General features: G+C 61.4%; 20 protein-coding genes. 12 read left to right on the top strand and 8 right to left on the bottom strand.

The window, feature by feature from the left end; all coding sequences use genetic code 11:
- The first annotated feature begins 56 nt into the window (after positions 1 to 56).
- Positions 57 to 818 carry a 3-hydroxybutyrate dehydrogenase gene (locus XarjCFBP7645_RS09115; protein WP_104537880.1) on the top strand — a complete coding sequence of 254 codons (762 nt, stop codon included), beginning with the start codon at positions 57 to 59 and terminating at the stop codon, positions 816 to 818.
- Positions 819 to 1,141: 323 nt separating this feature from the next.
- Here the strand turns inward: XarjCFBP7645_RS09115 and XarjCFBP7645_RS09110 are convergent, their stop codons facing one another.
- From XarjCFBP7645_RS09110 to ppsR, 3 genes are all read right to left on the bottom strand, one after another.
- Positions 1,142 to 1,630, bottom strand: a complete 489-nt coding sequence (locus XarjCFBP7645_RS09110; RefSeq protein ID WP_104537234.1) for an NUDIX hydrolase — start codon at positions 1,628 to 1,630, stop codon at positions 1,142 to 1,144.
- A gap of 64 nt (positions 1,631 to 1,694) precedes the next feature.
- Entirely contained in the window at positions 1,695 to 2,204 is a 510-nt protein-coding gene (locus tag XarjCFBP7645_RS09105) for a DUF1249 domain-containing protein (RefSeq protein ID WP_104537233.1), read from the bottom strand.
- Positions 2,205 to 2,402: 198 nt separating this feature from the next.
- Positions 2,403 to 3,224, bottom strand: coding sequence for a posphoenolpyruvate synthetase regulatory kinase/phosphorylase PpsR (gene ppsR, locus XarjCFBP7645_RS09100; protein ID WP_104537232.1), 822 nt, complete (start codon positions 3,222 to 3,224; stop codon positions 2,403 to 2,405).
- 142 nt (positions 3,225 to 3,366) lie between these two features.
- Between ppsR and ppsA the strand changes: the two genes are divergently transcribed.
- Entirely contained in the window at positions 3,367 to 5,745 is a 2,379-nt protein-coding gene (gene ppsA, locus XarjCFBP7645_RS09095; protein WP_104537231.1) for a phosphoenolpyruvate synthase, read from the top strand.
- A complete protein-coding gene (locus XarjCFBP7645_RS09090) occupies positions 5,745 to 6,710 on the top strand; it encodes a mechanosensitive ion channel family protein (RefSeq protein ID WP_104537230.1) in 966 nt (321 codons plus the stop codon). Before ppsA ends, XarjCFBP7645_RS09090 begins: the two co-directional genes overlap by 1 nt.
- Before the next feature lie 194 nt (positions 6,711 to 6,904).
- On the opposite strand, the gene orn is transcribed toward XarjCFBP7645_RS09090, so the two are convergent.
- From orn to mntR, 3 genes are all read right to left on the bottom strand, one after another.
- Positions 6,905 to 7,489: an oligoribonuclease gene (orn, locus tag XarjCFBP7645_RS09085; protein WP_104537879.1), complete on the bottom strand. Its 585-nt coding sequence runs from the start codon at positions 7,487 to 7,489 to the stop codon at positions 6,905 to 6,907.
- Between the two features lie 70 nt (positions 7,490 to 7,559).
- Entirely contained in the window at positions 7,560 to 8,069 is a 510-nt protein-coding gene (gene tadA, locus XarjCFBP7645_RS09080) for a tRNA adenosine(34) deaminase TadA (RefSeq protein WP_104537229.1), read from the bottom strand.
- 2 nt (positions 8,070 to 8,071) lie between these two features.
- Positions 8,072 to 8,539 carry a manganese-binding transcriptional regulator MntR gene (gene mntR / locus XarjCFBP7645_RS09075; protein ID WP_024939187.1) on the bottom strand — a complete coding sequence of 156 codons (468 nt, stop codon included), beginning with the start codon at positions 8,537 to 8,539 and terminating at the stop codon, positions 8,072 to 8,074.
- A 145-nt stretch (positions 8,540 to 8,684) separates the two neighbouring features.
- On the opposite strand from mntR, the gene XarjCFBP7645_RS09070 reads away from it, so the two are divergent.
- The 9 genes from XarjCFBP7645_RS09070 (at position 8,685) to XarjCFBP7645_RS09040 (ending at position 23,239) form a co-directional block, all read left to right on the top strand.
- Positions 8,685 to 10,031 carry an Nramp family divalent metal transporter gene (locus XarjCFBP7645_RS09070; RefSeq protein ID WP_104537228.1) on the top strand — a complete coding sequence of 449 codons (1,347 nt, stop codon included), beginning with the start codon at positions 8,685 to 8,687 and terminating at the stop codon, positions 10,029 to 10,031.
- Positions 10,032 to 10,052: 21 nt separating this feature from the next.
- Positions 10,053 to 10,412: a hypothetical protein gene (locus XarjCFBP7645_RS21360; RefSeq protein WP_146096306.1), complete on the top strand. Its 360-nt coding sequence runs from the start codon at positions 10,053 to 10,055 to the stop codon at positions 10,410 to 10,412.
- 222 nt (positions 10,413 to 10,634) lie between these two features.
- Positions 10,635 to 11,468 carry a WYL domain-containing protein gene (locus XarjCFBP7645_RS09065; protein WP_181126268.1) on the top strand — a complete coding sequence of 278 codons (834 nt, stop codon included), beginning with the start codon at positions 10,635 to 10,637 and terminating at the stop codon, positions 11,466 to 11,468.
- Entirely contained in the window at positions 11,450 to 12,943 is a 1,494-nt protein-coding gene (locus tag XarjCFBP7645_RS21660) for a Wadjet anti-phage system protein JetA family protein (protein WP_181126267.1), read from the top strand. Before XarjCFBP7645_RS09065 ends, XarjCFBP7645_RS21660 begins: the two co-directional genes overlap by 19 nt.
- Entirely contained in the window at positions 12,940 to 13,602 is a 663-nt protein-coding gene (locus XarjCFBP7645_RS09060; protein WP_181126266.1) for a DUF4194 domain-containing protein, read from the top strand. The genes XarjCFBP7645_RS21660 and XarjCFBP7645_RS09060 overlap by 4 nt, the downstream gene beginning before the upstream one ends.
- Positions 13,599 to 17,042: an SbcC/MukB-like Walker B domain-containing protein gene (locus XarjCFBP7645_RS09055; protein WP_104537225.1), complete on the top strand. Its 3,444-nt coding sequence runs from the start codon at positions 13,599 to 13,601 to the stop codon at positions 17,040 to 17,042. Before XarjCFBP7645_RS09060 ends, XarjCFBP7645_RS09055 begins: the two co-directional genes overlap by 4 nt.
- Positions 17,039 to 18,226: a Wadjet anti-phage system protein JetD domain-containing protein gene (locus XarjCFBP7645_RS09050; protein ID WP_104537224.1), complete on the top strand. Its 1,188-nt coding sequence runs from the start codon at positions 17,039 to 17,041 to the stop codon at positions 18,224 to 18,226. The genes XarjCFBP7645_RS09055 and XarjCFBP7645_RS09050 overlap by 4 nt, the downstream gene beginning before the upstream one ends.
- An 86-nt stretch (positions 18,227 to 18,312) precedes the next feature.
- Positions 18,313 to 21,609: a DEAD/DEAH box helicase gene (locus tag XarjCFBP7645_RS09045; RefSeq protein WP_104537223.1), complete on the top strand. Its 3,297-nt coding sequence runs from the start codon at positions 18,313 to 18,315 to the stop codon at positions 21,607 to 21,609.
- 40 nt (positions 21,610 to 21,649) lie between these two features.
- A complete protein-coding gene (locus XarjCFBP7645_RS09040; protein ID WP_219842092.1) occupies positions 21,650 to 23,239 on the top strand; it encodes an LA2681 family HEPN domain-containing protein in 1,590 nt (529 codons plus the stop codon).
- A 119-nt stretch (positions 23,240 to 23,358) separates the two neighbouring features.
- Here XarjCFBP7645_RS09040 and XarjCFBP7645_RS09035 read toward each other — a convergent pair whose 3' ends face one another.
- Together XarjCFBP7645_RS09035 and XarjCFBP7645_RS09030 are read right to left on the bottom strand one after the other, a co-directional pair.
- Positions 23,359 to 24,324 carry a nucleotidyl transferase AbiEii/AbiGii toxin family protein gene (locus tag XarjCFBP7645_RS09035; protein WP_104537222.1) on the bottom strand — a complete coding sequence of 322 codons (966 nt, stop codon included), beginning with the start codon at positions 24,322 to 24,324 and terminating at the stop codon, positions 23,359 to 23,361.
- On the bottom strand, positions 24,321 to 25,058 hold the full coding sequence (locus XarjCFBP7645_RS09030) for a type IV toxin-antitoxin system AbiEi family antitoxin (RefSeq protein ID WP_104537221.1): 738 nt from the start codon (positions 25,056 to 25,058) through the stop codon (positions 24,321 to 24,323). Before XarjCFBP7645_RS09030 ends, XarjCFBP7645_RS09035 begins: the two co-directional genes overlap by 4 nt.

The following is a 25,058-nucleotide window of genomic DNA, read 5'->3' as shown; positions in this document are numbered from 1 at the left end:
TAGGCTGGCGATCAGCGTGGCCGCTCCGGCCGGGCACGATCGACGACGAGGACGGCATGAAGCGCAGCATCCTGATCACCGGCGCAGGCAGTGGCATCGGCGCCGGCGTCGCCACCGAACTGGCTGCCGACGGCCACCATCTGATTGTCAGCGATATGGACCTGGCGGCAGCCGAACGCACGGCGCAGAGCCTGCGCGACGCCGGTTGCTCGGCCGAAGCGCTGGCGCTGGACGTGACCGATGACCACAGCATCGCGCAGGCCTTGGTGCGGGCAACGCGTGCGCCGCAGGTGCTGGTCAACAACGCCGGGCTGCAGCAGGTTGCCGCGCTGGAAGATTTCCCGATGCAGCGCTGGGCCTTGCTGGTGGACGTGATGCTGACCGGCGCCGCCCGGCTTAGCCGTGCGGTCCTGCCCGGCATGCGCGCGGCCGGCTATGGGCGCATCGTCAACATCGGCAGCATCCACTCGCTGGTCGCCAGCCCTTACAAGAGTGCGTATGTCGCCGCCAAGCACGGCCTGGTCGGCCTGGCCAAGGTCATCGCACTGGAAACCGCCGACTGCGACATCACCGCCAACACGCTATGCCCCAGCTATGTGCGCACTCCGCTGGTGGAGCGCCAGATCGCCGACCAGGCGCGCACGCGCGGCATTGCCGAAGAGGCGGTGATCCACGATGTGATGCTCAAGCCGATGCCCAAGGGCGTCTTCATCGACTACGACGAACTCGCCGGCACGGTCGCGTTCCTGATCTCGCATGCCGCGCGCAACATCACCGGGCAGGCGATCGCCATCGATGGCGGCTGGACTGCGCAATAAGCACGGCTGGCGAAATTTTCACCAGCCGACGTGACCGCCTTGCGCCGTAAGGCGCGCGCGCAGTTGTCCACAGACTTGCGCAGGATTCATCCACAGCGGGTGTGGAGAAATGCACGAAGCAGAATGCAGCCGGCATGCCGCCACAGCGTGCAGCGCCGGCTTGCGCTTGCGCTGGCTAATCCGACCGCGTGCGCATTGCCGGCAGCAGACCGAACGCGATCAGCGACGGGAGGCAAAGCGGAAGTTTGCTACTTCGGTGATCGCGCCAGCCAGCAGCAACAGCCCCGCTCGCCTGGGCGGCGGCGCAGTCCCTCAATCCCCGCTCAGATGCGCGAATACGTCCACGATTGCATGCGCCCGTCGCGATACGGCATCACGCCATGAAACGGACGCGGGTCGCCATCAAAGACCAGAGGCAGGAAATTGCGGTCGCCCTCCCACATCGGCACCTGGTCCATGCGGTCGATTGCCACCCATTCCAGCGTGCCTTCCGGGTTGGAGGCCTGCGGCTCGCCTTTGAAGCTGCGGATCAGGAACACGAAGCCCAGCCAGTCCTCGCCGTGCTTGCCGAAGCCCGGCCAGCTGATGGTGCCGCGCAGTTGCATGTCGCCACACTCCACGCCGGCCTCTTCGCGAATCTCGCGGCGCATGCCGGCCAGCACGTCTTCGTCCGCTTCCACCTTGCCGCCGAGCCCGTTGTACTTGCCCAGGTGCTGATCGCCGGGGCGGGCATTGCGATGGATCATCAATACCTGCGTGCCGTCGGGCGACAACAGGTAACCGAGCGTGGCGACGATGGGGGTGTAGGGCATGGCGGGCGCGCTAGAATCGAGCGCATCAGTATGACCGATGCCGCGCAAACGACGCGACGCAGCCTCAGCCGACGGCGGCGTGCGAGCCGGGGCGCGGTGGCGCGACGTTGTCGGTATCCAAACGCAAGGTGGCCACGCCATGACCGCGCTCGGCCAGATAGTCCAACCACTTGCCCAGGAATGTGTTCATGCGCATGCGGTGGCTGATCAGTTCGGCCGGCGGCGGGAACATGCCCATCACGTCCTGCCAGCGACGGCCGACGTAGCAATGGGTGGTCTCGGCTTGGCGGGCATCGCGGTACAGGCGCACATAGGCCGACGGGTCCGGCTCGCCGGTCACCGGGTCGCACAGGTCGTAGGTCAGCCGCAGCTCGACCGTGTAACGGTGACATTCGATCACGTCCAGACGCAGGTCCAGGCCATCGCCGATCGACGACACATAGGAGCCGGGAGCGAGGTCGGCCGGTGCGAACAGCCGCGTCAGGTGCTGGAAGTTCTCTGCGTACAAGCCCATCAGCCAGCCGAACCGGCTCAACTTGGGGATGCGTTCGAGTTTACTCAGTGCTTGCGCCATGAACCGATCCTACACGCTGCGCTGCCACACGGGCAGCATTGACGACCAGCCATGGGCAGGCCTACCTTGGCAGAGCACTGCTCCGCCCGCTTTGTTTGCCTGAAGCTTGCCAACGGACCGCAGGACCTCACGGCCACCCGGATCCTGAACGCGCCATGCGCGTGTGCAATCCCCAATCCCGCCACACCAATCCCCACCTCAAAACATCTCGCGCTGCAGCCCCAGGGTGGACAACACCTTGCTGGAAATTTCCTCGATCGAGGTATTGGTGGTGCTCAGGGTCGGAATGCGCTCCATCTGGAACATGCGCTCGGCGGTGGACACCTCGCGCCGGCAGGTCTCTGCCGCGCTGTAACGCGAATTGGCGCGCCGCTCCTGGCGGATCTGCTGCAGCCGCTCAGGATCGATGGTCAGGCCGAACAACTTGCTGCGGTAATTTCGCAGGCGCGGCGGCAGACGCTCGCTTTCCAGGTCTTCCTCGGTCAACGGATAGTTGGCGGCGCGGATGCCGTAATGCAAGGCCAGGTAGATGCAGGTCGGCGTCTTGCCGGCACGCGATACCGCCACCAGGATCACGTCGGCCTCGTCGTAACTGAGTGCGATGCCGTCATCGTGGCTCAGCGCGAAATTCATTGCGTTGATGCGGCGGTGGTAGGTCTCGAAGTCCACCATGCCGTGCGCACGCCCTACGCGCGAATGCCGCGGCGCGTTGAGCTCGCGCTCCAACGGTTCGATGAAGGGCGCGAACACATCCAGCATCAAGGCGCCGCTTTCGGCGAGGATCATGCTCAACTGGGGATCGACGCAGGAATTGACAACCACCGGGCGCACCTGGTACCGCTCGCCTGCCGCGCGCACCCGAAGTGCCGCATCGCGTGCTTTTTCTGCATCGTCAATGAACGACATGCGGTCAGTCACGAAGTTGAACCCGCTGAACTGCGTGAGCAGGCTATGCCCAATCGTTTCAGCGGTGATACCGGTTCCATCGGAGACGTAGAACACCGGTCGAATTGTTGACATCAAGACCACCTCTTTGAACTGGTGTCCAAAACTTACGGGTTCATGCTTGTGCAGATTCCGCTGTGCACTGCATCATAGCGGCTTCTTCCTACGGACGCGGCCATCCAGCCCGCTCGGGCGATGGCCATACGGAGCATCGCGCTTGAACGAGAATATCCTGTGGTTGCATGAGCTACGCCTGGCCGACCTGGCCCGCGTAGGCGGTAAGAATTCCTCGCTCGGCGAGATGATCGGCAACCTGGCCGGACTTGGCGTCTCGGTTCCCGGTGGATATGCGACCACTGCCGAAGCTTTCAAGGACTTCATCGCGCATAACGATCTGTCCAAGCGCATCTTCGACAAGCTGGCAACGCTGGACGTCGAAGATGTCACCGCCCTCACCGTGGCCGGCAAGGAGATCCGCGACTGGGTGATCGATGCGCCGCTGCATCCGGAACTGGACCGCGATATCCGCACCGCGTATGCGCAGCTGTGCGCGGAAAACGGTGGGGGCGAGGTGGCCGTGGCGGTGCGTTCTTCCGCAACCGCCGAAGACCTACCCGATGCCTCGTTCGCCGGCCAGCAGGAAACCTTCCTCAATGTGACCGGTGCCGACGATGTCGTGCACAAGGTCAAGGAAGTGTTCGCCAGCCTCTACAACGACCGCGCGATCGCCTACCGCGTGCATCATGGCTTCAAGCACGAAGACGTGTTCCTGTCGGCCGGCGTGCAGTTGATGGTGCGCTCGGGCGTCGGTGCGGCCGGCGTGCTGTTCACGCTGGACACCGAATCGGGCTTCCGCGACGTGGTGTTTGTCACTTCCAGCTTCGGCCTGGGGGAGATGGTCGTGCAGGGCGCGGTCAACCCGGACGAGTTCTACGTCTACAAGCCCACGCTGACCGCAGGCAAGCCGGCGATCCTGCGCCGCTCGCTCGGCAGCAAGGCGATCCGCATGGTGTACTCGGATGTGCCCGGCGAACGCGTGCGCACCGAGGACACCCCGGTGGAACTACGCAGCACCTTCTCGATCAGCGACGAAGATGTGCAAGAGCTTTCCAAGCAGGCGCTGGTGATCGAAAAGCATTACGGCCGCCCGATGGATATCGAGTGGGCCAAGGACGGTGTCAGCGGCAAGCTGTTCATCGTGCAGGCGCGTCCGGAAACCGTGAAGTCGCGCAGCCATGCCACCCAGATCGAGCGGTTCTCGCTGGAAGCCAAGGACGCCAAGATCCTGGTCGAAGGCCGTGCGGTGGGCGCCAAGATCGGCAGCGGTGTGGCACGCGTGGTGCGCTCGCTGGACGACATGAATCGCGTGCAGGCCGGCGACGTGTTGATCGCCGACATGACCGATCCCGATTGGGAGCCGGTAATGAAGCGCGCCTCGGCCATCGTCACCAATCGCGGTGGCCGCACCTGCCACGCGGCGATCATCGCGCGCGAACTCGGCGTACCGGCCGTGGTCGGCTCGGGCAATGCCACCGATGTGATCAGCGATGGTCAGGAAGTGACGGTAAGCTGCGCCGAAGGCGACACCGGCTTCATCTACGATGGCCTGCTGCCATTCGAGCGCACCACCACCGACCTGGGCAACATGCCGCCTGCCCCGCTCAAGATCATGATGAATGTGGCCAACCCGGAGCGTGCGTTCGACTTCGGCCAGCTGCCCAACGCCGGCATCGGCCTGGCGCGTCTGGAAATGATCATCGCCGCGCATATCGGCATCCATCCCAACGCGTTGCTGGAATACGACAAACAGGACGCCGACGTCCGCAAGAAGATCGACGCCAAGACCGCCGGCTACGGCGATCCGGTGAGCTTCTACGTCAATCGCCTGGCCGAAGGCATCGCGACGCTGACCGCCTCGGTGGCGCCGAATACGGTGATCGTGCGCCTGTCGGACTTCAAGTCCAACGAGTACGCCAACCTGATCGGCGGCTCGCGTTACGAGCCACATGAAGAGAACCCGATGATCGGCTTTCGCGGCGCCAGCCGCTATGTCGATCCGTCCTTCACCAAGGCCTTCTCGCTGGAGTGCAAGGCGGTGCTGAAGGTGCGCAACGAGATGGGCCTGGACAACCTCTGGGTGATGATCCCGTTCGTACGCACGCTGGAAGAAGGTCGCAAGGTGATCGAGGTGCTGGAGCAGAACGGACTCAAGCAGGGCGAGAACGGCCTGAAGATCATCATGATGTGCGAACTGCCGTCCAATGCGCTGCTGGCCGACGAATTCCTGGAGATCTTCGACGGCTTCTCGATCGGCTCCAACGATTTGACCCAGCTGACCCTGGGCCTGGACCGCGATTCGTCGATCGTGGCGCACCTGTTCGACGAGCGGAATCCGGCGGTCAAGAAGCTGCTGTCGATGGCGATCAAGTCGGCGCGCGCCAAGGGCAAGTATGTAGGTATCTGTGGCCAGGGTCCTTCGGATCATCCGGAACTGGCCGAATGGCTGATGCAGGAAGGGATCGAGTCGGTGTCGCTGAATCCTGACACCGTGGTCGACACCTGGCTGCGTCTGGCCAAGTTGAAGAGCGAGAGCTGATGGGCATGTTGGGGGCGGTGTCGGCGGCGGCTGCGGGAGCAGTCGCCGCAAGGCCGGTGGTGGCCAAGGCCACGGAACCGGCGTTCAACTGGGCCAACATCCCGTGGGCGCAATACGCGCTCAACTGGGGGTTGGCCCTGCTGATCCTGGTGGTCGGCATGTGGCTGGCCAAGCAACTCAGCCAGTGGCTGCACCGTGCGCTGACACGCGCCCGCGTCGAGATCACCCTGACCAACTTCCTGCGCAACGTGTTGTATGCGTTGTTGCTGGTGCTGGTCTTCGTCAGTGCGTTGAGCAAGATCGGCGTGCCGCCGACCTCGCTGATCGCAGTGCTGGGTGCGGCCGGCCTGGCAGTCGGTCTGGCGTTGAAGGATTCGCTGTCCAACATCGCTGCAGGCGTGATGCTGATCGTGCTGCGGCCGATGCGCGATGGCGACCATGTGGTGATTGCCGGCCAGGAAGGCATCGTGGATGAAATCCGGATCTTCCAGACCCGGATCCGCTCGTTCGACGAGCGCATGATCACCTTGCCCAACAGCACCATCACCACCTCACCGATCGTCAACTACAGCACCCTGCCCAACCGGCGCCTGGAAGTGACGGTGGGTGTGGGCTACGAAGACGACCTGAAGAAAGCCCAGCAACTACTGCTGCAGATTGCCAAGGACAATCCCAACATCCTGGAGTCGCCGGCGCCGTTTGTGCAGGTCACCAATCTGGGCGAGAGCACGGTCGATCTGATGTTGTTTGCCTATGCGACCAACGGCAATTTCGGCGCAGCCAAGAGCACCACCCTGGAACAGATCCGCAATCAGCTGCTCGAGAACGGACTCAACATCCCGTATCCGCAGCGCGACCTGCACGTGTATCACCACGATGCCGACGGCAAGCCCATTTCGGATCTGTTGCTGAAAGGCATCGCCGACGATGGCGATTTGAGCAAGGGACCGCCGCTGGCGCGCTGATGCACTCAGTGGCGTGATGGAAAAGCAGAAGGCCGCATCGAACGATGCGGCCTTTTTTGGATGCGTTGCCACCGAGCGGCGTCTAGCCTGCGCGGTCGGCGGCCAGCGTTGCCTGATGCAGCCTTTGCCCTCGTACGCGACTGGACGCCGGCGACACGCCTACGGCGTGCAATGCCGCCGTAACCGACCAGCACTCAACCCTGCACGTCGGCCTGGGAATCGCCGCCCAACGCGCCCATGAACTGACGGTAGTGGCGCAGCTCGTCGATCGAATCGCGCACATCGCTCAAGGCGGTGTGGGCCGAGCTCTTGGCAAAACCGCTGGCCACCGTCGGCGCCCAACGCCGTGCCAGCTCCTTGATGGTGGACACGTCCAGGTTGCGGTAGTGGAAGTAGCGCTCCAGGCGCGACATCTGGCGGTGCAGGAAGCGGCGGTCCTGGCAGATCGAGTTGCCGCACATCGGCGAGGCGCCGGCGCGGATCCACTCGCTCAGGAAGGCTACCGTCTGCGCTTCGGCCTGGGCGTGGGTGACCTGGCTGTCGAGCACGCGCTGCCACAGCCCCGAACGGCGGTGTTGATTGCGGTTCCACTCGTCCATGGCTTCCAGCGTGGCCAGCGGGTGGGCGATGGCCAGTTCCGGCCCTTCGGCAAGCACGTTCAACTGCGCATCGGTCACGATGGTGGCGATCTCGATGATGGAATCGCGATCGGTATCCAGGCCGGTCATTTCCAGATCGATCCAGATCAGTCGGTCGTTGCCTGCAAGGGTGTCTGCCATGTCGCCGTCCTGTGGAGGGCCGTCGCCGGCCGGATGCTGAAGGGCGCGCATCATACCGCGGCCGCGCCGCTCAGGGCGCAAGGGGTGGCTTGCCGCGCTTGGCCCTGAAGTAATTGGTCAGCCGCAGACCCGCCTCGGCGGCCAGTACGCCACCGCTGACCTGCACGCGGTGGTTGTGGCGCGGATCGGCGGGCAGGTCGAACACGCTGCCGCAGGCGCCGGTCTTGGGGTCGCTGGCGGCGAACACCACCCGCGCGATGCGTGCGTGGACCATCGCCATCGCGCACATCGCGCACGGCTCCAGCGTGACATACAGCGTGCAGCCGAGCAGCCGGTGGTTGGCCAGGCGGCGGCCGCCTTCACGCATGGCCATGATCTCGGCATGTGCGCTGGGATCGTGGCTGGCGATATTGAAGTTCCAGCCCTCGCCCAGCACCGTGCCTCCGGCATCGATCAGCAGCGCGCCGACCGGGATCTCGTCAAAGTCGCGTTCGGCACGCTCGGCCAGTTGCAGGGCGCGTTGCATCCACTGTTGGTCGATAAGCGCCTGCGCCGCGTCGACCGCGGTCTCCACCGGCATGCTCACGCGGCGCTGCCGCCCTGGCGATCCAGGAACGCGGCGAATGCCGCCACGGTGGCTTCGCTGACATGGTGCTCGATGCCTTCGGCGTCGCGGCGCGCGGTGGCCTCGTCGATGCCCAGGGCGAGCAGGAAACGTTCGACGATCTGATGGCGCTGCCGGCTGGACGCCGCCAGCGCCTCGCCGGCCGGGGTCAGGAACACCCCGCGGTACGGGCGCTGCACCACCCAGCCGTCGCGCACCAGCCGCTTGAGCATCTTGGCCACGGTCGGCTGCGCCACGCCCAGCCGCGCGGCGATATCGACCTGACGCGCCTCGCCGCCGTCGACCAGCAGGTCGGAGATCAGCTCCACATAGTCCTCGACCAGCTCGGCGCGGCGCGCTTCGCGCACTTGACGGAAGCTCTCCATATGCACCTGTGCGTCGATCAGCGCCGGCGCGGCTGCTTCCAGCTTTTCGCTCTTGCCCACCCTCATCCTCGTCATCACGTCCGGCGCGACTGCCGGGATGCGTAGTTTGAAGCACGCAGCCGATCATTACGATTTAGATTGCCAATGCTCAACAGCATAGCAGTTGCTATATCATCGGTACGAACCTCAGCCAGCCTGCTTCCGCATGTCCGTCGATTTCCATCCTCACGCAGCCTCGCCCCTCCCCTCGCCGGCCGCGGCCATTGGCGGGCTGGGCGATCACCACGCCAGCATCGCCGTGCCCAAGGGCGGCCCCTGGTGGTTCCGGCTGCTGGCGTTTCTGGGTCCGGGCTACATGGTGTCGGTCGGGTACATGGACCCGGGCAACTGGGCCACGGACCTGGCCGGCGGCTCGCAGTTCGGCTATCTGCTGCTGTCGGTGATCCTGCTGTCCAACCTGATGGCGATCGTGCTGCAGAGCCTGTCGGCGCGGCTGGGCATCGCGACCGGGCTGGACCTGGCACAGGCCTGCCAGGCACGTTACCCGCGCGGGGTGAACCGGGCGCTGTGGGGCATCTGCGAACTGGCCATCATCGCCTGCGATCTGGCCGAAGTGATCGGCACCGCCATCGCATTGAAGCTGTTGTTCGGCATTCCGCTGACCATGGGCGCCATCATCACCGCGGTGGATGTGGTGCTGGTGCTGTTGCTGATGAACCGCGGCTTCCGCGCGCTGGAAGCGTTCGTAATCGCACTGCTGTTGATCATCTCCGTGTGCTTCGGCATCCAGATCGCGCTGGCGGCACCGCCGATCGCAGCCGTGCTGGGCGGCTTCATTCCGCGTGCGCAGGTGGTCACCGACCCGCATGCGCTGTATCTGGCGATCGGCATCATCGGTGCGACGGTGATGCCGCATAACCTGTACCTGCATTCGTCGATCGTGCAGACACGTGCGTACGCCCGCACCGATGTGGGCCGCAGGTCGGCACTGCGCTGGGCGGTGACCGACAGCACCGCGGCGTTGATGTTCGCGCTGTTCATCAACGCCTCGATCCTGATCCTGGCGGCGGCAGTGTTCCATGCGCAGGGCCGCACCGATGTGCAGGAAATCGAACAGGCCCATGCCCTGCTCGCACCGATGCTGGGCGTGGGCCTGGCCTCGACGTTGTTTGCGGTGGCGCTGCTGGCCTCCGGCATCAATTCCACCGTCACTGCCACGCTGGCCGGGCAGATCGTGATGGAAGGCTTTCTGCAGCTGCGGCTGCCGCCGTGGCTGCGCCGTCTGCTGACGCGCGGCATCGCGATCGTGCCGGTGGTGATCGTGACCGGGCTGTATGGCGAGGCCGGTACCGCGCGGCTGCTGGTACTGAGCCAGGTGGTGCTGTCGATGCAGTTGCCGTTTGCGGTAATCCCGTTGGTGCGCTTCGTGTCGGATCGCGACTTGATGGGTGCACTGGTGGCACCGCCATGGCTGGTGCGCATCGCCTGGGTCATCGCGGCGGTGATCGTCGGCTTGAACCTGAAGCTGCTGTGGGATATCGCGCTGCATTGACGCGATGCAAGGAGCGAGGCCATGTCCGCTGAACTCCGTTCGCCAACCGACGCGCTGCGCGAACGCGAGGCGCTGGTACTGCAGGAAGCGTGCGGCTCGTTCAACGTCACCGAAATGCACCACTCCTGCATCAACAGCGCCTTGCGGCGCCGTTGTCGTTCAACTCACTCCCACTCGATCATCAACAAGCCACGCAGACCCGCGTGGCTTAAGGGATTTTCAGTGATCGACATGGGCCTCTACCGTCGCTCTTACCGTCAGAAACGCACATCTTTCGCTGACGCGGGAGATGGAGCGATTTGCGGGGCGACGACACTTCCGAGCCTATCGTCAATCAGGGTGCATCTTAACGTGCCATTGACCCGCCTGGGAACGACCTAGGTTCCTCCGCTTACGGCACCTCCCGCCAGATGCTTTTGCGGCCTGGTCAAGCCACCCATGATGGATTCGGCGACCAGCGCTGATAAGCCCTACGGGAAGTCGGCTGGCACTTCAGCACATATAGGGGCAGGTGTCGCTGTTCGCTGCGACATGATGATACGGATTTACATATCATATGTTTTTCCATATCATCATGACAACCATCACGAGGCGAAGATCGTCATGTCTATTGAGGGCCGTCAGGAAAGAGATGCCAGAGTGGGCCGTATCCTTCTTTGGGAAGGCCGGGTCAGCCGTGGCCGGCTCATTGACGAATATGATCTGAGCCCCGTCCGGGCCAGCGAGTGGCTGCGGGACTTCCGGGAGTCCTTTCCTGATTGGGTGGTCTGGGACAGCAAACTCAAGGCAAACCTGGCCACTTCCAAGGCCTACTCGGATGCCGAACGGGCTGAGAGGGTTTCGCAAAGCAGCGTCGTTAGCGCCATGCTGGTCCCCTATGCGCCGGACACGCCCGGCAGACCGCTTTCCATCTCCTGGGATTTCGCCCGTACTTCACCGCGCACCTTCTCCCGACTGAATCTGGCGATCACCGATCGCCTGCGCGTGAAATTCCTCTACTGCTCCATGAGCAATCCGGAGCTGCACGAGCGGACCATCGAGCCACACAGCCTGTTGAGGGCCGGCCGGCGATGGCATGCCCGAGGTTACTGCCTGCAGCGGCAGGCCTTTCGCGATTTTGTGCTGGGGCGCATGAGCAAGGTTCAGTTGCTGTCGGAATCCAGCGAGGTGGACATCGCCGCTGACGATGCCTGGTCCACCGTTCTTCGAGTCAGGCTCATCGCGCACCCCAGACTCAGCGCCGCACAGCAACAGGTCGTTAGAAGCGAATACTTCAACGGGGCCTCAGCACGCGTTGAAAGTTGCAGGGCCGCCCTCTTGAACTACATGGTGCAGGAGCTCATGGCGGCGACGGACGTGGATCGACAGGTTCCCCCTGACTACCAGTTAGCAGTTGAGAACACTGAGGAGTGTCGGCAATGGCTATTCATGACCTGACTGACCAAATTCGCCAAGAAAAGGCGGCTGAGCGCTATCCGCCGCTCTTCAAACGCTTGCCCGACCGCCTTTTCGCGCCGCTGGCCTCGGCCAACCGCTTCCAGTACTGGTCGCTGCTGTGTGTACTGCACGCCAAACGCTTTGGACCTGAAGCCCCTCTGCCGCCTAGCACCGGCTTCCTGATGCGCGAAATCACGGCCGATATCGCCGAAGAGCTCCAATATCAGGACTGGACGCCGGAGAGCGATGACGTGACGCCAGCCACCCCGCTGGCGATACGGGCCATCATGGTCTTCAACCGCCTTCGTGAATCGGGATGGATACGCGTGGACCGGGTCGGCGTGCGCGAGATGGTAACGATGGCACCCGCCGTCGCCCACTTCATGAACCGCCTCGTCGAGTTCGCCCATACAGGCCCGGAATTCGTCTCCGGCAAGATCCGCAGCATCGAGGCCAACCTGAAGCTGCTCCTGGACACGAGCACGGACGGCGCCTCGCTACAGGAGGCGGCTCGGCAATCGCGCGCTCTACTTGAGCATGTCCGCATCGCCGGCACCAATGTGCGCGATCTGATGTTGGAGATCGGCCGCGTAGACGCCACCGGGGAGTTCGTACGCCGCTTCTTCGATGACTACGTCGAGCGCATGTTCATCGGCGACTACAAGGAACTACGCACGCGCGAGCACCCCCTGGCCCGACGCCAGGAGATCCTGCGCTTGGTGGCCCATGTCCAGCAGACGCAAGACCTGCGCGCTCGGCTGATCCAGTGGTACCTAGAGAAGCAGGCCGGCCGCGACCCTACCCGTGCCGAAGCCATGTTCGAGCGCGACATACAGAAGGTGGAGGATCTGCGCCGAATCGACGAGTACCTAGACCGGCTGGACGACGAAATCCGGCGCGCCAACAAGCTGGCGCTGGCCTACCTAGACTACCGGCTTCGGGCCGCCCGCCCCCTGGACGAGTTGATCGGCCAAGCCATCGACGCCGTCGTAAAGCACGGCAGCAAGGCGGCTGCGCTGGTACCGTTTGCACCCGGTGACTGTATCGGCGGTGAGCGCCTCGCCTCGCCCCGCGTCGAGACAAAGCGCCCGCCGCCTAGCGGACTGCGCAAGCAAGTCATGTCCCCAGAGCAGGAAGCCAGGGCTCGTCTGGCTTTGATGGCTCGGGACCGGCGCACTATGTCGCTGCCAAAGCTCGCGACCTTCGTGCGTCAGCAGCTTGGCGAGGCTGATGCGGTGCCAAGCTCCTTCCTCCAAGTAGACAGCATTGAGTCCGTCCGAGCGCTGCAGGTTTTATGCACGATCGCCGCTGCAAACGCGACGTCCAGCAAGCTGCTGCGTGCCAACGCACGAGCGATGAGCAGCGGATTTACCACGGTCCGGATGGAAGGCGAAGAGGTCCAGAGCCAAGGCATCTCTCATCTGCCCTTCACGATCGCAAGGACAACCAAGCCAGTCAAGGGAGGAAGCCAATGAGTTTCTGGACGGATGCGGCTGAGGCCACCAAGAATGTGGTAACGGAGGATGATTTCGAGGCGGCAGCGAATCGGCTCGTCACCGAGCAAGTCCTATACGCCGCGGATCGTGGCAGTAAGGTGGCCTACGGGCTGATCCGCGACTTCGAGCGCGAGTTCAAGCGGGCCTTGGAACCGCTGGGCTACATCGTGCGTGTCAACACTCAGCTGCGCTATGCCTGCGCGATTCCCAAACACGCCAGGACGTCGCCGGTCACCGTGGACCAGACGCTGCTCGCACTAGTGCTGCGCAAGATCTTCGACGAGGAAACCCGCTCCGGGCACCATGACGAGAATGGCGAGGTGGTCTGCGACCTGGTCACGCTGGAGGTCAAGTACAAGCAGACGACGGGTGGTCGCGAGTTGGCCTCCGGCGGCAAGCTCATCGCGTTGATGCAGTGGATGCGGCGCTGGGGCCTCGCCCGGGTGTCGGACGAGGACAGCAATCAGTTCGGGCAGAGCGCGGATCAACCTTACGTAGTCATCATCCGTCCCGGTATCGCCGAGGTTCTAGGAGAGGCGGCGTTGGCGCGCATCGCCCTTTTCAACAACACGGACGTCGAGGTTGGCGACGCGGACCGTGCCATTGCATCCATCACGGAAGAAGGCGGTGCCGTATGAAGAAGCTGATCCGGATCCGAGTGGTTCAGTTTTTCTTGTACGAGATGCGCGACGTCGAGGTCGGCATGAACTGCGGCATCTTTGGCGCGAACGGCAGCGGCAAGTCCTCTCTCTTAGATGCCGTGCAGATCGTCATGCTAGGGGCCAACGAGAGCCGTGGCAGTGCAGGTGTCGCCTTTAATGCGCAGGCCGACGAGTCCAACCACAACAGCCGCAATATCCGTAGCTATTGTCTGGGACAGTATGGCGACTCGCCGGATGCACGCGTGCGCGACAATGCCAACACCTACATCACCCTGGTCTGGGAAGACACCACGACCAAGGAGATTGTCTCTACGGGTGTGAGCATCTACGTGAGCGCGGACCGTGAGAAGTCCGACGTGCAAGGTCGCTACATCATACCGGTGGACCTATCGCTCAACGACCACCTGGAGCTCGTCGACGGCGAATACCGGCCGCGGCCATGGGCGAGCTTCAGGCAGATGCTCTCGCAGCGTGCTCACGGCGAGGAAGTGCTCTTCTACGATTCTGAGCGCTTCGTCAACGCGATGCTGTTCCGGCTTAGGGGCGCACGCGGTGCGCCGCGCTTGGACGCTTATCGCCAAGCGTTCCGCTTCGGGCTGCGCATGAAGTTCGACAAGAGCGTCGACGATATCGTCCGCCAGCAGGTGCTCGAGACCCGGCCGACCAACATTAAACGCTTCAAGGATGTATTGCACACCTTCCAGGAGATGGCCGCTCTGGTGCGTAGCGTACAGGCCAAGCTCGACGAGGCCGAGGTAATCGAAACGGATTTCGCCGACGCACACCGACGCAATGTCCACTCGGTTTCACTCGCTGCCTTGGCCCAAGCCGCCGAGTTCGAGGTCGCCAACGAAGCGGTGACCGCCGCAGAGGAAGCTGAAAGCCGGGCGGCATCAGCACTGGAAGCAGCCAACGACCGACGGGACGAAGTGAACCGCCAGCTCGAAGCTGCCGAGGAACACGCGCGCGATAGCGCCTCTGCCCGAGACAAGCACACGTCCCACGCGGACGCTGCGCTGCTACGTGAAAGCCTTTCCGGCATACAGAACCGGCTCACCGAACAAAGAATGGGTCTGCACCGGAGCATCAAAGCCATTGGTAAGGCCATCGACGCACAGATCCCAGGCAAGCTTGTCGCCGAAAGTGCCGAAGCTACTACTCAGGCGTTCAAGGGCATCCATGCGCTGCTAGCGAACAACAAGGCCGACGATCGCGATGCAGTGGAGTCGACGGTTCGCAAAGCGTTGCGCGCGGCAAAGCTGCTGAGCAACGAGGTTTTCGAGGAGATGCAGGTCGTCGGTCGCGCACAGTTGGCGGCCGAGAACGAGCTTGCCGGCGTACGAGATAACCAGGCACGCATCGCCAAAGGCAAGCCGCCTTTAGAGGGGCCGGCTGCGGCGCTCAAACGCGCGTTGGCTAACGCCGGCGTAGATGCGACCCCGGTGTGCGATCTAGTACGCGTCGATGCCCCAGACTGGCAACCTGCCATCGAGTCCTATTTGGGTACGTCGAACATGCAAGCGCTGCTGGTTGACGAGAAAGACGAGCGCAAGGCATTCCGCGTGTCGCGCCAAGCTGGGGTGTACGAGGCGAAGGTCGTAATGCCCAGCAAGTTCTCCAGCCGCGGCAGCCCCAGGCGCGGAGCCGTGGCAGAGTTGATCAGCGGCAACAGCAGCGCGGCGGTTAACTACCTGCGATCCAAGTTCGGCGACACACAGCGGGCGGAAACCGAGGACGAATGCTTCGCCCATCGCTTCGCGATGACCAAGGACGGCATGTTGTTAGCAGACGGCGAGATGGTGCGTAAGAAACCGGCAGACCCCGCCCTCTTCAAGATCGGCCCGACTTCTACAGCCACACGCACCTCTATCGCTGAACGCGCCCGCCAGCTCCAAGTAGAAGTTGATGAACTCAAGGACCAGTATGGCAAACTGAAGCAGCTCTTGAACAACCTTAGCCCGTTCGTAGGCGGAGAGCAGGACAAGGTACAGGATATCCTCGAGGCCTTTGACCGAATTTCCAAGGAGGCCCGCGACGAGGCGGATCTGACGCGGCGCTTGCAAGCCTTGGATACCGAGGAGTACCGACAACTAGTGCAAGCTGCCAAAGAGGCAGACGCAGCAGTGAACGCATTGCGCGAACAGCAGCTTAAAGCAGCTCAGGCTGTCGGCGCCGCAGAGACCGAATGCCGGCAAAAAAACGAGGACACCAAGAAGAAGCAGGACTGGGCCGTTACCCAAAAGGGGATCGCTGAAGCGGCACGCGCGGTCGACGGTTACGACGCCGAGTACGCATCGGACCAATGGGAAAGGCTCTTGACGCGTCAAGGTCTGTCTTTCAGTGGGATCGTCGCCGACTGCAAACACCGCAGCAATCGCGCTGAGACTGACTCCCGTCAGAAATGGTCTAGCGCTATGCAGAAGCTGTCGGCCTTCCTCGTCAGGCACAACGAGTTCCTGCCGGCTGGCACCCAGGACGACTGGCGCAGTGCCCGCGCCTGGCTGGAGGCGCGGGTCGTAGTCCTGAACGAGACCGGCCTGCGCGAGAACAAAGCCCGGATGGAAGACGCCCTGAGCGCCGCCAAGAGCACCTTCCGCAACGACGTCGCAGTTGCATTGCACGAGCACCTCGAGTGGTTGAGCGACACCATCAACAGGATGAACGAGGCATTGCGCCTGGCGCCGATGTTCACCAATAACGAGCGTTACCAGTTTCGCTCGCATGTGCGGCCGGCATTCGCCGTCCTGCTGAAGTTCATCAAGGACGTCGCCCAGTACGGTCCGACCGAGGACTTGCTCGGCGGTGCCGGGGAGTTGCCCAAGGAATTCGAGGAGTTGATGCGCGAGAAGACGGTCGCTGGCGCTGCCGCAGTGAAGTCTCCACTAGACGACTATCGCGAATTCTTCGACTTCGACATCGAGGTGCTTCGCGAAGAAGCCTCCACCGGTACAACCAAGCACATCGGCTGGCTCAGCAAGCGCGTCGGGTCCGGCTCGGGTGGCGAGCATCGTGCGCCGCTGTACGTGATTGCAGGAGCTGCGTTGTCGTCGGCCTATCGGCTGGAGCGCGGTGACGACACAGGCATCCGGCTGTTGGTCATCGACGAGGCTTTCATCAAGATGGATCCAAGGAATATCGTGGCCACCATGCGCTACTTCGAGGAACTGGGCCTACAAGTCTTTATGGCCAGCACGGGGGACGCCTTGGGTAGCCTGACCGCATTCCTTGATCGGTATTACGACATCATGCGTGACGCGGAGAGCAACGTGGTAGTACTTGAGGGCCACGACGTGTCTCCAGAAATGCGTGAGATGTTCCGCGCAGACCTGCCTGAATTCAATCCGGAACTGATTGAAGCGGAGATCAGGAGGCAGTATCAAACACAGGCCGGCTCGGCCGAGGGCGTCGCAACATGAGCCACCAGGACCAAGTCGAGATGGATCAGTTGGCCAGGAATGCGCTGGAGCGCCTGCTGAAGGCCGCCGACAAGCATGACGCCGGCACCGCTGTGCGGCGCCCTGCCCTGACGGAATCTGCATTGTCTGAGTACCGTGATTTGCGCAGCCTAAAGGCCAAAGAGGACTTCGAGGCGGTGATGGCTTACGCCCAAGCGGAGGGCGCCATCACGGTCCTGCGACCTCAGCGTGACCCCCAAGGACTCATCGAGCGCGTCGAACTGATCAACGTCGTCAAGCTGGCCTCGATCTTGGGCAAAGTGCCTCATGCAGTGCGGGTCCAGTCGGCAAGACAGGTCCTCGCCGCGCGTCTCTGCGAGCACCCAGTCTTGATCGACATCCTGTCCAACTGGGAGAAGCTCAAGAAGGTCCGTGGTACTGGGCCTGACGTCGCCGCCAACTGGGCCATGGCTTGTGACGTCATCGCCTACTGCCAGACCCAGGTAGCGCTCGGCGCCACGGAAACACCCGTGCGGGACGCCAGCGCTCGCCTGTTCAAAGACAGCAAGCGCATCGAGTCCCTGGTGCCTTGCCTAGACGTTCTGCTGGCAGGCAACGTCGAGGACGATGCGCGCCCCGAAGCCGAGGTTCTGCAAGAACTCGGCCTCTACCGCGAGCCGCAGCCAGCGCGTCTGGCCGGCAACATCGTGGTTCGCCGGGAACGTGGCGCGTTCCCGCTGGACTGCCCCTATGGCGCCTTGCCCCCGTCCACGGTAGTTGGCCTCGGGTCCATGCCCAGCCAAGTTCTTACCATCGAAAACCAGACCACGTTCCATGTATGGGCGCGCCAGCACTGTGACTCCGACGTGCTGTGTCTCTATACCGCTGGGATGCCCTCCCCTGCCTGGCGGGCAATGTACCTCCGGCTGCTCTCCGACCTCCCGGTTTCAACTTCGGTGTTGCACTGGGGCGATGTTGACGAAGGAGGTTTTCGCATCGCCGCCTTCCTGAGTCGTTGTGCGGCCGAGACCGGTCACGTCCTGCGGCCTTGGAAGATGCGTCCAGCGGATGTTCCAGATTCGCTGCGCCGGGCAGCGCCGACGCGCACCGTGGATCGAATGGTCAAATACGCCAGTGAGGCCGGTTGGAACGACATTGCGCAGGAGTTGGCGGAAGCCAAACTGGTTTCCGAGCAAGAGGGCTGAGCTTTCACAATTATGTGAAATGGCAACTTGGTTACCTACACAACGCTCTCTAGATATAAAAATTCAATTCTTAGCGAGACTTCCACATGAGTCTGTTCGTAGTCTGGCGCGGCACACTTGACTTACCAGCGCTGCCAGAGCGCAGCTTGAAGATTGGCAGAAATCGCATTGTTCAGCGCGTCTTTGCTGGTGCTTCCACCAAAGCATGTATTGCCCCCTCGCAGATTAAAGGGCATGACCTAATTACTACGGAACTCCATCCTCCGTATCGAGAGATCCTCCTACGCCGAAAAGGGGCAAGCCGAATAGACACGCCACTACCCGTGGTCCTGGCACCAGGTGTCCAAAATCCGGACAGCCTTCCCGATAGTTTTGAAATTCAGTGGGACTCTCAAGGCGAATTGGCGACCTACGCCGACACACCCGAAAAGGTTTTGAAGTCATGGATCAACAGGTTCGATTTTCGAACCGAGGACGAGGAGCACGACATTCCGGGTCTGCGCACCCCGCAGATAGGCGCGCTGCACGCGATCTCTGCCCACTTTGCAGTTGGCTCCACCTTTGAACCAGCCACGATCGTTCTCCCTACCGGAACGGGCAAAACAGAAACCATGCTGGCAACGCTCGTCTATCGACGGCTGGGACGTACACTGGTTCTTGTTCCCAGCGATGCGCTACGGAGTCAGATCGCCGGGAAGTTCATCAGCCTCGGTGTTCTACCTGAGGCTCAGGTCATCACCTGTGATCTTGCAAAACCGCGTGTCGCGATCGTCACCACCGGCATCAAGTCAACGGACGAACTGGACTCGATCATCCAGAACTCAAACGTCATCATTGCTCTTCCGAACGTCTTAGAAGCATCGGGCTCCGAAATTATCCGCCTTCTCGCAGACGCTTGCTCCGATCTCATTGTTGACGAGGCGCACCATATCACCGCCAAAACTTGGCAACGCGTTCGAGAGCACTTCGCCGCAAAGCGCATCCTCCAGTTCACCGCAACTCCTTTCCGGCGCGACGGTAAACGCGTCGATGGCAAGATCATTTTCAACTATAAGCTAGGTGATGCCCAGGCCGCCGGCTACTACCGCGCTATCAATCTCAGAGCGATCGAAGAGTACGGTGACGAGGAAGTCCACGACATCGCAATTGCCAAAGAAGCCATTGCCGCGCTTCGACATGACCGAGACAAACTGCATCTCGATCACCTCTTGATGGCGCGAACATCATCGAAAGACCGAGCCGAAGCGGTGGGTCGCATCTACCAGCGCCTCGCCCCGGACCTGAAGCCGGTAGTCGTTTACTCTGGGCCCGGACGCACTCTGATCAATCGCGAGGCTATAACAAAGCTCTTCGATCGAGGCTACGCTGGATCTCGGATTGTCATCTGCGTCGACATGCTGGGCGAGGGATTCGATCTCCCGTATCTCAAGGTCGCGGCTCTTCACGATACGCATAAGTCACTGGCTGTGACACTTCAGTTCATCGGTCGCTTCACCCGAAAAGGCCCCGCCGACAAGATCGGCGAAGCATCGGTCATAGCCAACATTGCCGACCCCGATACCGAAGCGAAACTTGCCGACCTCTACGCAGAAGGAGCTGACTGGGATCGGCTCATTAAGCGCCTGAGTGAGGAAAGAATTGCGCAAGAGCTACGACTACAAGATGTCGTACTTGCCCTCAAAGAGACTGGTAATCTCCATGCGAACCTTTCTCTTTGGAACCTCCGGCCAGCACTTTCAGCGCAGCTTTTTCGAACGAAATGCACGGATTGGACCCCTCTGGCCTTTAAGTCAGTACTTCCGAAAAACTCCGAGAATTGGTACGCGTTCAGTGAGCAAGACAACGTCTTGGTCGCCGTGGTGTGCCGCTCTAGCGATGTGACATGGGGCAACTACCAAAATGTGTACGACACTATCTATGACCTCATGATTCTAAAGTGGGATAAAGCTGCTGGAGCGCTTTGCCTATTTGCAAGTGACTACGATGCGTTGCGATCTGAGAAACTCGCCAAGGCGGTCACGAATGAAGACACGACGCTAGTCTCTGGTACGCCCATCTTCAACATTCTCAACAATGTCGAATTGCCGCTGGTGAAAAGCCTTGGTTCATCGCGTATCGGTGCGATCAGCTTCACCTCGTATTTCGGCCCTAACGTGACGGAGGGACTCGCCAGCATCGAAAAGGCCGAATCCTCGCTCAACAACCTTGCCTGCCTTGGATACGAGAATGGAGAGCGCGTCCTATGGGGAGGAACCCAGCGTCGTGGCAAGGTCTGGCAGCAAAAATCCGGCTCGATATCCGACTGGATCGAGTGGACAGCCGCCACGTGGGCCAAGGTTTCGTCCGAAGTTGAAAGCGAGAGCAATATCGTCCGTGACTTCCTTCGTCCGGAAAAACTCGCCAAGCCACACTCCGCATGGCCGATATCCGCCCAATGGGGTGAGCAGGCGCAAATGCGCTTCAACGATCGGCAATTCGTCATCTTTGGTTCATCAAAAATTCCTGTATTCGCTGTTGATCTAAATCTCGGTGATGTTGGCGCCAACGGAGAAATTGTCTTCCGTATCGAAAGTGACGAGGCGACGTCCGAATATGCTCTCGTCATCAGCGATGAGATTCCAGGAGGGTATCGACACGACCATATTTCCGGCCCGGCCATCACGTTCCAGCACGGCACTCTTCCGGCTGTGACACTAGAGGAATACCTCCAGAAGGATCCCTTCATCGTTCGCTATTCTGACGGAACTTATTCGTACAACTGCTACCACATTCCTGTGAATCTCGATGCGGGGCTTTACCAGCGTGACAAGCTCGAAGCTTGGAACTGGGACGGCATCGAACTTAACAAGGAGTCAATGCATAAGGTTGGCAACCAAAATACTATTCAGTTTCGAACATATGAACAGCTAAAAGAAGAGTTTGACGTCATCTTCAACGACGATGGCCACGGCGAGGCCGCTGACCTCGTGTGTCTGAAAGACTTGGACGACAATACGATCCGGTTATGCCTCGTCCACTGCAAGGGCGCGCATGAGGCGCGAGTATCGCAAGATATTCGGAACTTCTACATTGTCTGCGGACAAGCACAGAAGAGCATCGCAGTAAAGCATGCTGGCCTGCCGACGCTTTATCATGACCTAAAAAGGCGACAGGAAACTTGGGTTCGCGAAGGCCACAATCGTTTTCTGAAAGGTAACATCAAAGATCTTTCCTACTTTAAAGAAAAGTCGCGCCGTGCGAGACTCGAGTTCGAGATGATGCTTGTCCAGCCAGGCGGCTCGGTTACCTCCATCACCGATGATGCTTTGCGACTGCTGGCAACGACCGAGCTCTATCTACTCAAGACTACCCAGGCGAAGTTCCGGGTCGTGCTATCGCCCTAAGTGCGGGCTCACCCCATCCGTTGATAGAATGCTGAAGGTGATGTCCATCAATCCTAGCTTCGACGACCTAAAAAGGCAGTGCGAGCGCAGCATCACGAAAATGAGCGATGCCGAGGCACTCGCACACATTGGCCAGTTGATCGACGATGCCTTCGACGCTTCCTTAGAGCGTGGAGCCAAACGCGCGCTTTATTTACTCGACGAATTATCCAATCGTGAACTCATCGATACAGATGGCGCACTGGTCGAGTATTTCAGAGCCAATTCTTGGGCGGCACTGTCGCATATAGCAAACGTCCGACGATCCTGGTCGTGGGAGGCACCCGAGCGGCAGGCGGAATTGCTTGCGCTGTCACGTGCCTCAAACCATGCCGGCTTTGCGAGCCTCGACAAGGTCCGTCGGTGCCAGATCCTCACTAACCAAGCTAACCTACTCAATATGGTTGGTCGCACAATCGATGCGATCGCCGTGTGGGATGCTGCTCTGAAAATCATCCCCGGCTTCGCGATGGCACGGGGCAACCGTGGCTGTGGGCTCAAAGGCTATGCCGGCATGACGGTCGCTGACCGCGAGCGCGCGATTCTAGCTTTGCATGCCTTCGATAGTCTTCGTTCGACGATGGCTGAGGACGCATTCCATGACTCCCTGGATCCGCAAGCAGCACTTGCCTATTTCGCCAATCTGGCGACAGAGCTCGCTGGCGCCGTCAATATCGACGCAGTCCGAGCAATGCAGAACCTCGATCGTGGCGACGAAGGCCGGTCGAAGATCGATCGTGCCTATCGTCGCTGGTGCCTTGAACACCGTCTTTTTTTGTGCCCGTTGAACGATCTTGGGGTACATCTCACGGCCGCCACCGACGACCTGATGCTTCCGCCCCTGACCGAAGGCCTGAACGACCGTCCCGACGGACATCTTCCTCCGCCAATCGTTGGTTTCTTCAGTCAGATGAAACAGGAGTACGTCTCAGCGCGCTTCATGCTGTTCGAGGGGATAAGCAGCACAAAGGTTCACTTCTCCGATCGCGGAGTCGCGCTCACCGACACGCTCGACTATCCACTCTATTCTTTAGCGAGCGAACGGGTCCGCACGGCCTTCCGCATCGCCTATTCCTTGCTCGACAAAGTCGCCTTTCTCGTTAATCGTTACTGGAACTTGGGCAAGATACCAGACAGAATTAGCTTCAAGAACGTCTGGATGGTTGAGAACAAAGCACGCCTGCTGCCACAATTCGAGAAGCGCGAAAATCTCCCACTGCGTGGCTTGTTTTGGTTGTCGAAGGAACTGTTCGACGACCAGATCAAGCAGACCACCGCAGCCGATGCTCGTGAACTCCATGGCATCCGCAATGCGCTTGAGCATACTTATCTGCGTGTAAGCGAAGGCTGGGCCAAGCCGTTCATGATCAACGGGAAGAATAACTCCGGCTTTGGCATCGCTATCGGCAGCGACGAACTTGAAGCCAAAACGATCCGAGTCATGCAGATGGCACGATCCGCACTGTTCTACGTATCCTTCGCAATCGGCATCGAAGAGCGGAAGAAGCAACTCGCTAATCCCGGCAAGCTTATAGGATCGATGCCACTGTATAGCCTTGACGACAAGCGGAAGCGGCGCGATCCTTGTTAAGTCAGCTCGACGCGACCACCTTCCTCAAAGATCTGCAGGCGTGCATAAATCCGAAATGCCAATTTGACGAGCGATTGAGCGACCTGAAGGGGTACCTGTTGCTCAATACCCATTGCTGCTCAAGTACTACTATACGTTCCTGAGGGCGGTGCCGTACTTCCGCGCGGCGAGATGGCAGCCAACCGGGCCGCCAGTAGTTCGCCCTGCTCCGCGAACTTCTTCGCATCGGTCTTCTGTAACTGCGCCAGGTTATGCAACTTCCAGCGGATGCCCGGCAGCTGTTCGAGGTGCGCGATGCCCAGCAACGACCATTCCGGCGTGCCGGCAACCAGCGACAGCAGGAAGCGCCGCTCGTTGCCGTCCAAGCCCTGCTGGATTTCGCGCATCATGCATTCTCGCGCGGCGAGCAGCGCATCGAGTGGCACGGGCTCGGCCGTCATGCCTTGGAAGTTGTGCGCGTAGTCGTGCCGGATGTCCCTCAGCGGAGGGAACAGCACTTCATGGATCGGCCGGTTGCTGCTGGACAGGTAGACCACGAAAGCGCGCCGGATGCCAGGCGTGATGCCCTCGTGCGCAAAGAGCTGCATCACGTCGAACAGGTCGCGCGGGTGCTGCCGATCCAGCGCCGCCACCAGCTTGCCGCCGTACACGTCCTCGAGCGACACCACCGGGATGTCCAGATCGGCCATCAACACGTCGCGGCCGGCGGGCGTGAGCGAAGCGCGGCGCACCGGCTGCACCGTGCCGCGCATAACGAAGTTGACTTCGATCTTGACCTGGATCGAGCCGCGCCGCACCAGCAACTTGGTCTCCCCTGCTGCTGCCGCCGGCGCATGCGTCTGGAATCCTCGCTTCTTCAAGCGCTCAGCGGCCTGGCGGACGGCCGCGTTGATGTGCGTTAGCGCCTCGTCACGCGGCAGCGTGTGATCGGGAAAGACCAGATCGAGATCGACCGACAAGCGCGGCATGTCGCGCACGAACAGATTGATCGCCGTACCGCCCTTCAATGCGAAGGTGTCGTCCACAAACACCAGCGGCGCCACCTGCGTCAGCAGGCGCGCGGTATCGAGATAGATCTGGTTCATGGCTTGAGCACCAGCAGGCCTTCAGCCGATCGGGACACCCAGGGCCGGTCGCTGCCCGTTGGCAGCGTGGCCGGGTCGAGCTTGGCTGCCCAGGGCAGCGAACTCTCGCGGCCGAGTTGCAGGCATAGCCGCACGGTCTTGACGCTCGTACAGCGTTGCAGCAGTTCATGCAGCACATCAACGCGCAGGTTGTAGGCACTTTCGACGAGTTCGCCAGCCTCCTGCAAGGGCTGGCGCACACCGACTTCGCTCAACAGCTCCAGCAATGCACGCTCCGGCGCCGACACCTGCGGCGCGCCGCTGCGCTTCTCGAACGGGCCGACGTGCAGCAAGGCGTCCGGCTGCTCGTCGAACAGGCGCTTGCGGTGGTACTCGGCCGGGAAGCATTCGGTGAACCATTCCGGCAGACGGGCTGCCGTCCAGCCATACAGGTGCAGCACCGGCTGCTGCGACACGTACTGGCGCACGCCGTACCAGTCCAGGGCCGACTTGCCGCCAACGTGCAACCCCTCGACCCTGCGCTGCAACAGCAGCAGGCTGGGATGCAAGGCCAAAGTGTCGTTCGGACGGCCATAGACACCGCGCGCCAAGCGTGTGAGCCATCCTGCGCGGACGTAGTGGACGGCCAAATCGGCGGAGATGCCCAGCGCCGCCAAATCCTCCGAGGTCAGCGGCGCCCCCGGTGCCAGCCGGGTGTAGAGCGCATTTAGCTTGCTTGTAGTAGTCGTAGCCAT

Source organism: Xanthomonas arboricola (assembly GCF_002940665.1).
GTDB classification, from domain to species: Bacteria; Pseudomonadota; Gammaproteobacteria; order Xanthomonadales; family Xanthomonadaceae; genus Xanthomonas; species Xanthomonas arboricola_B.
The sequence above is the reverse complement of the archived record's forward strand: the minus strand, read 5'-3'. Positions and strand labels throughout refer to the sequence as shown.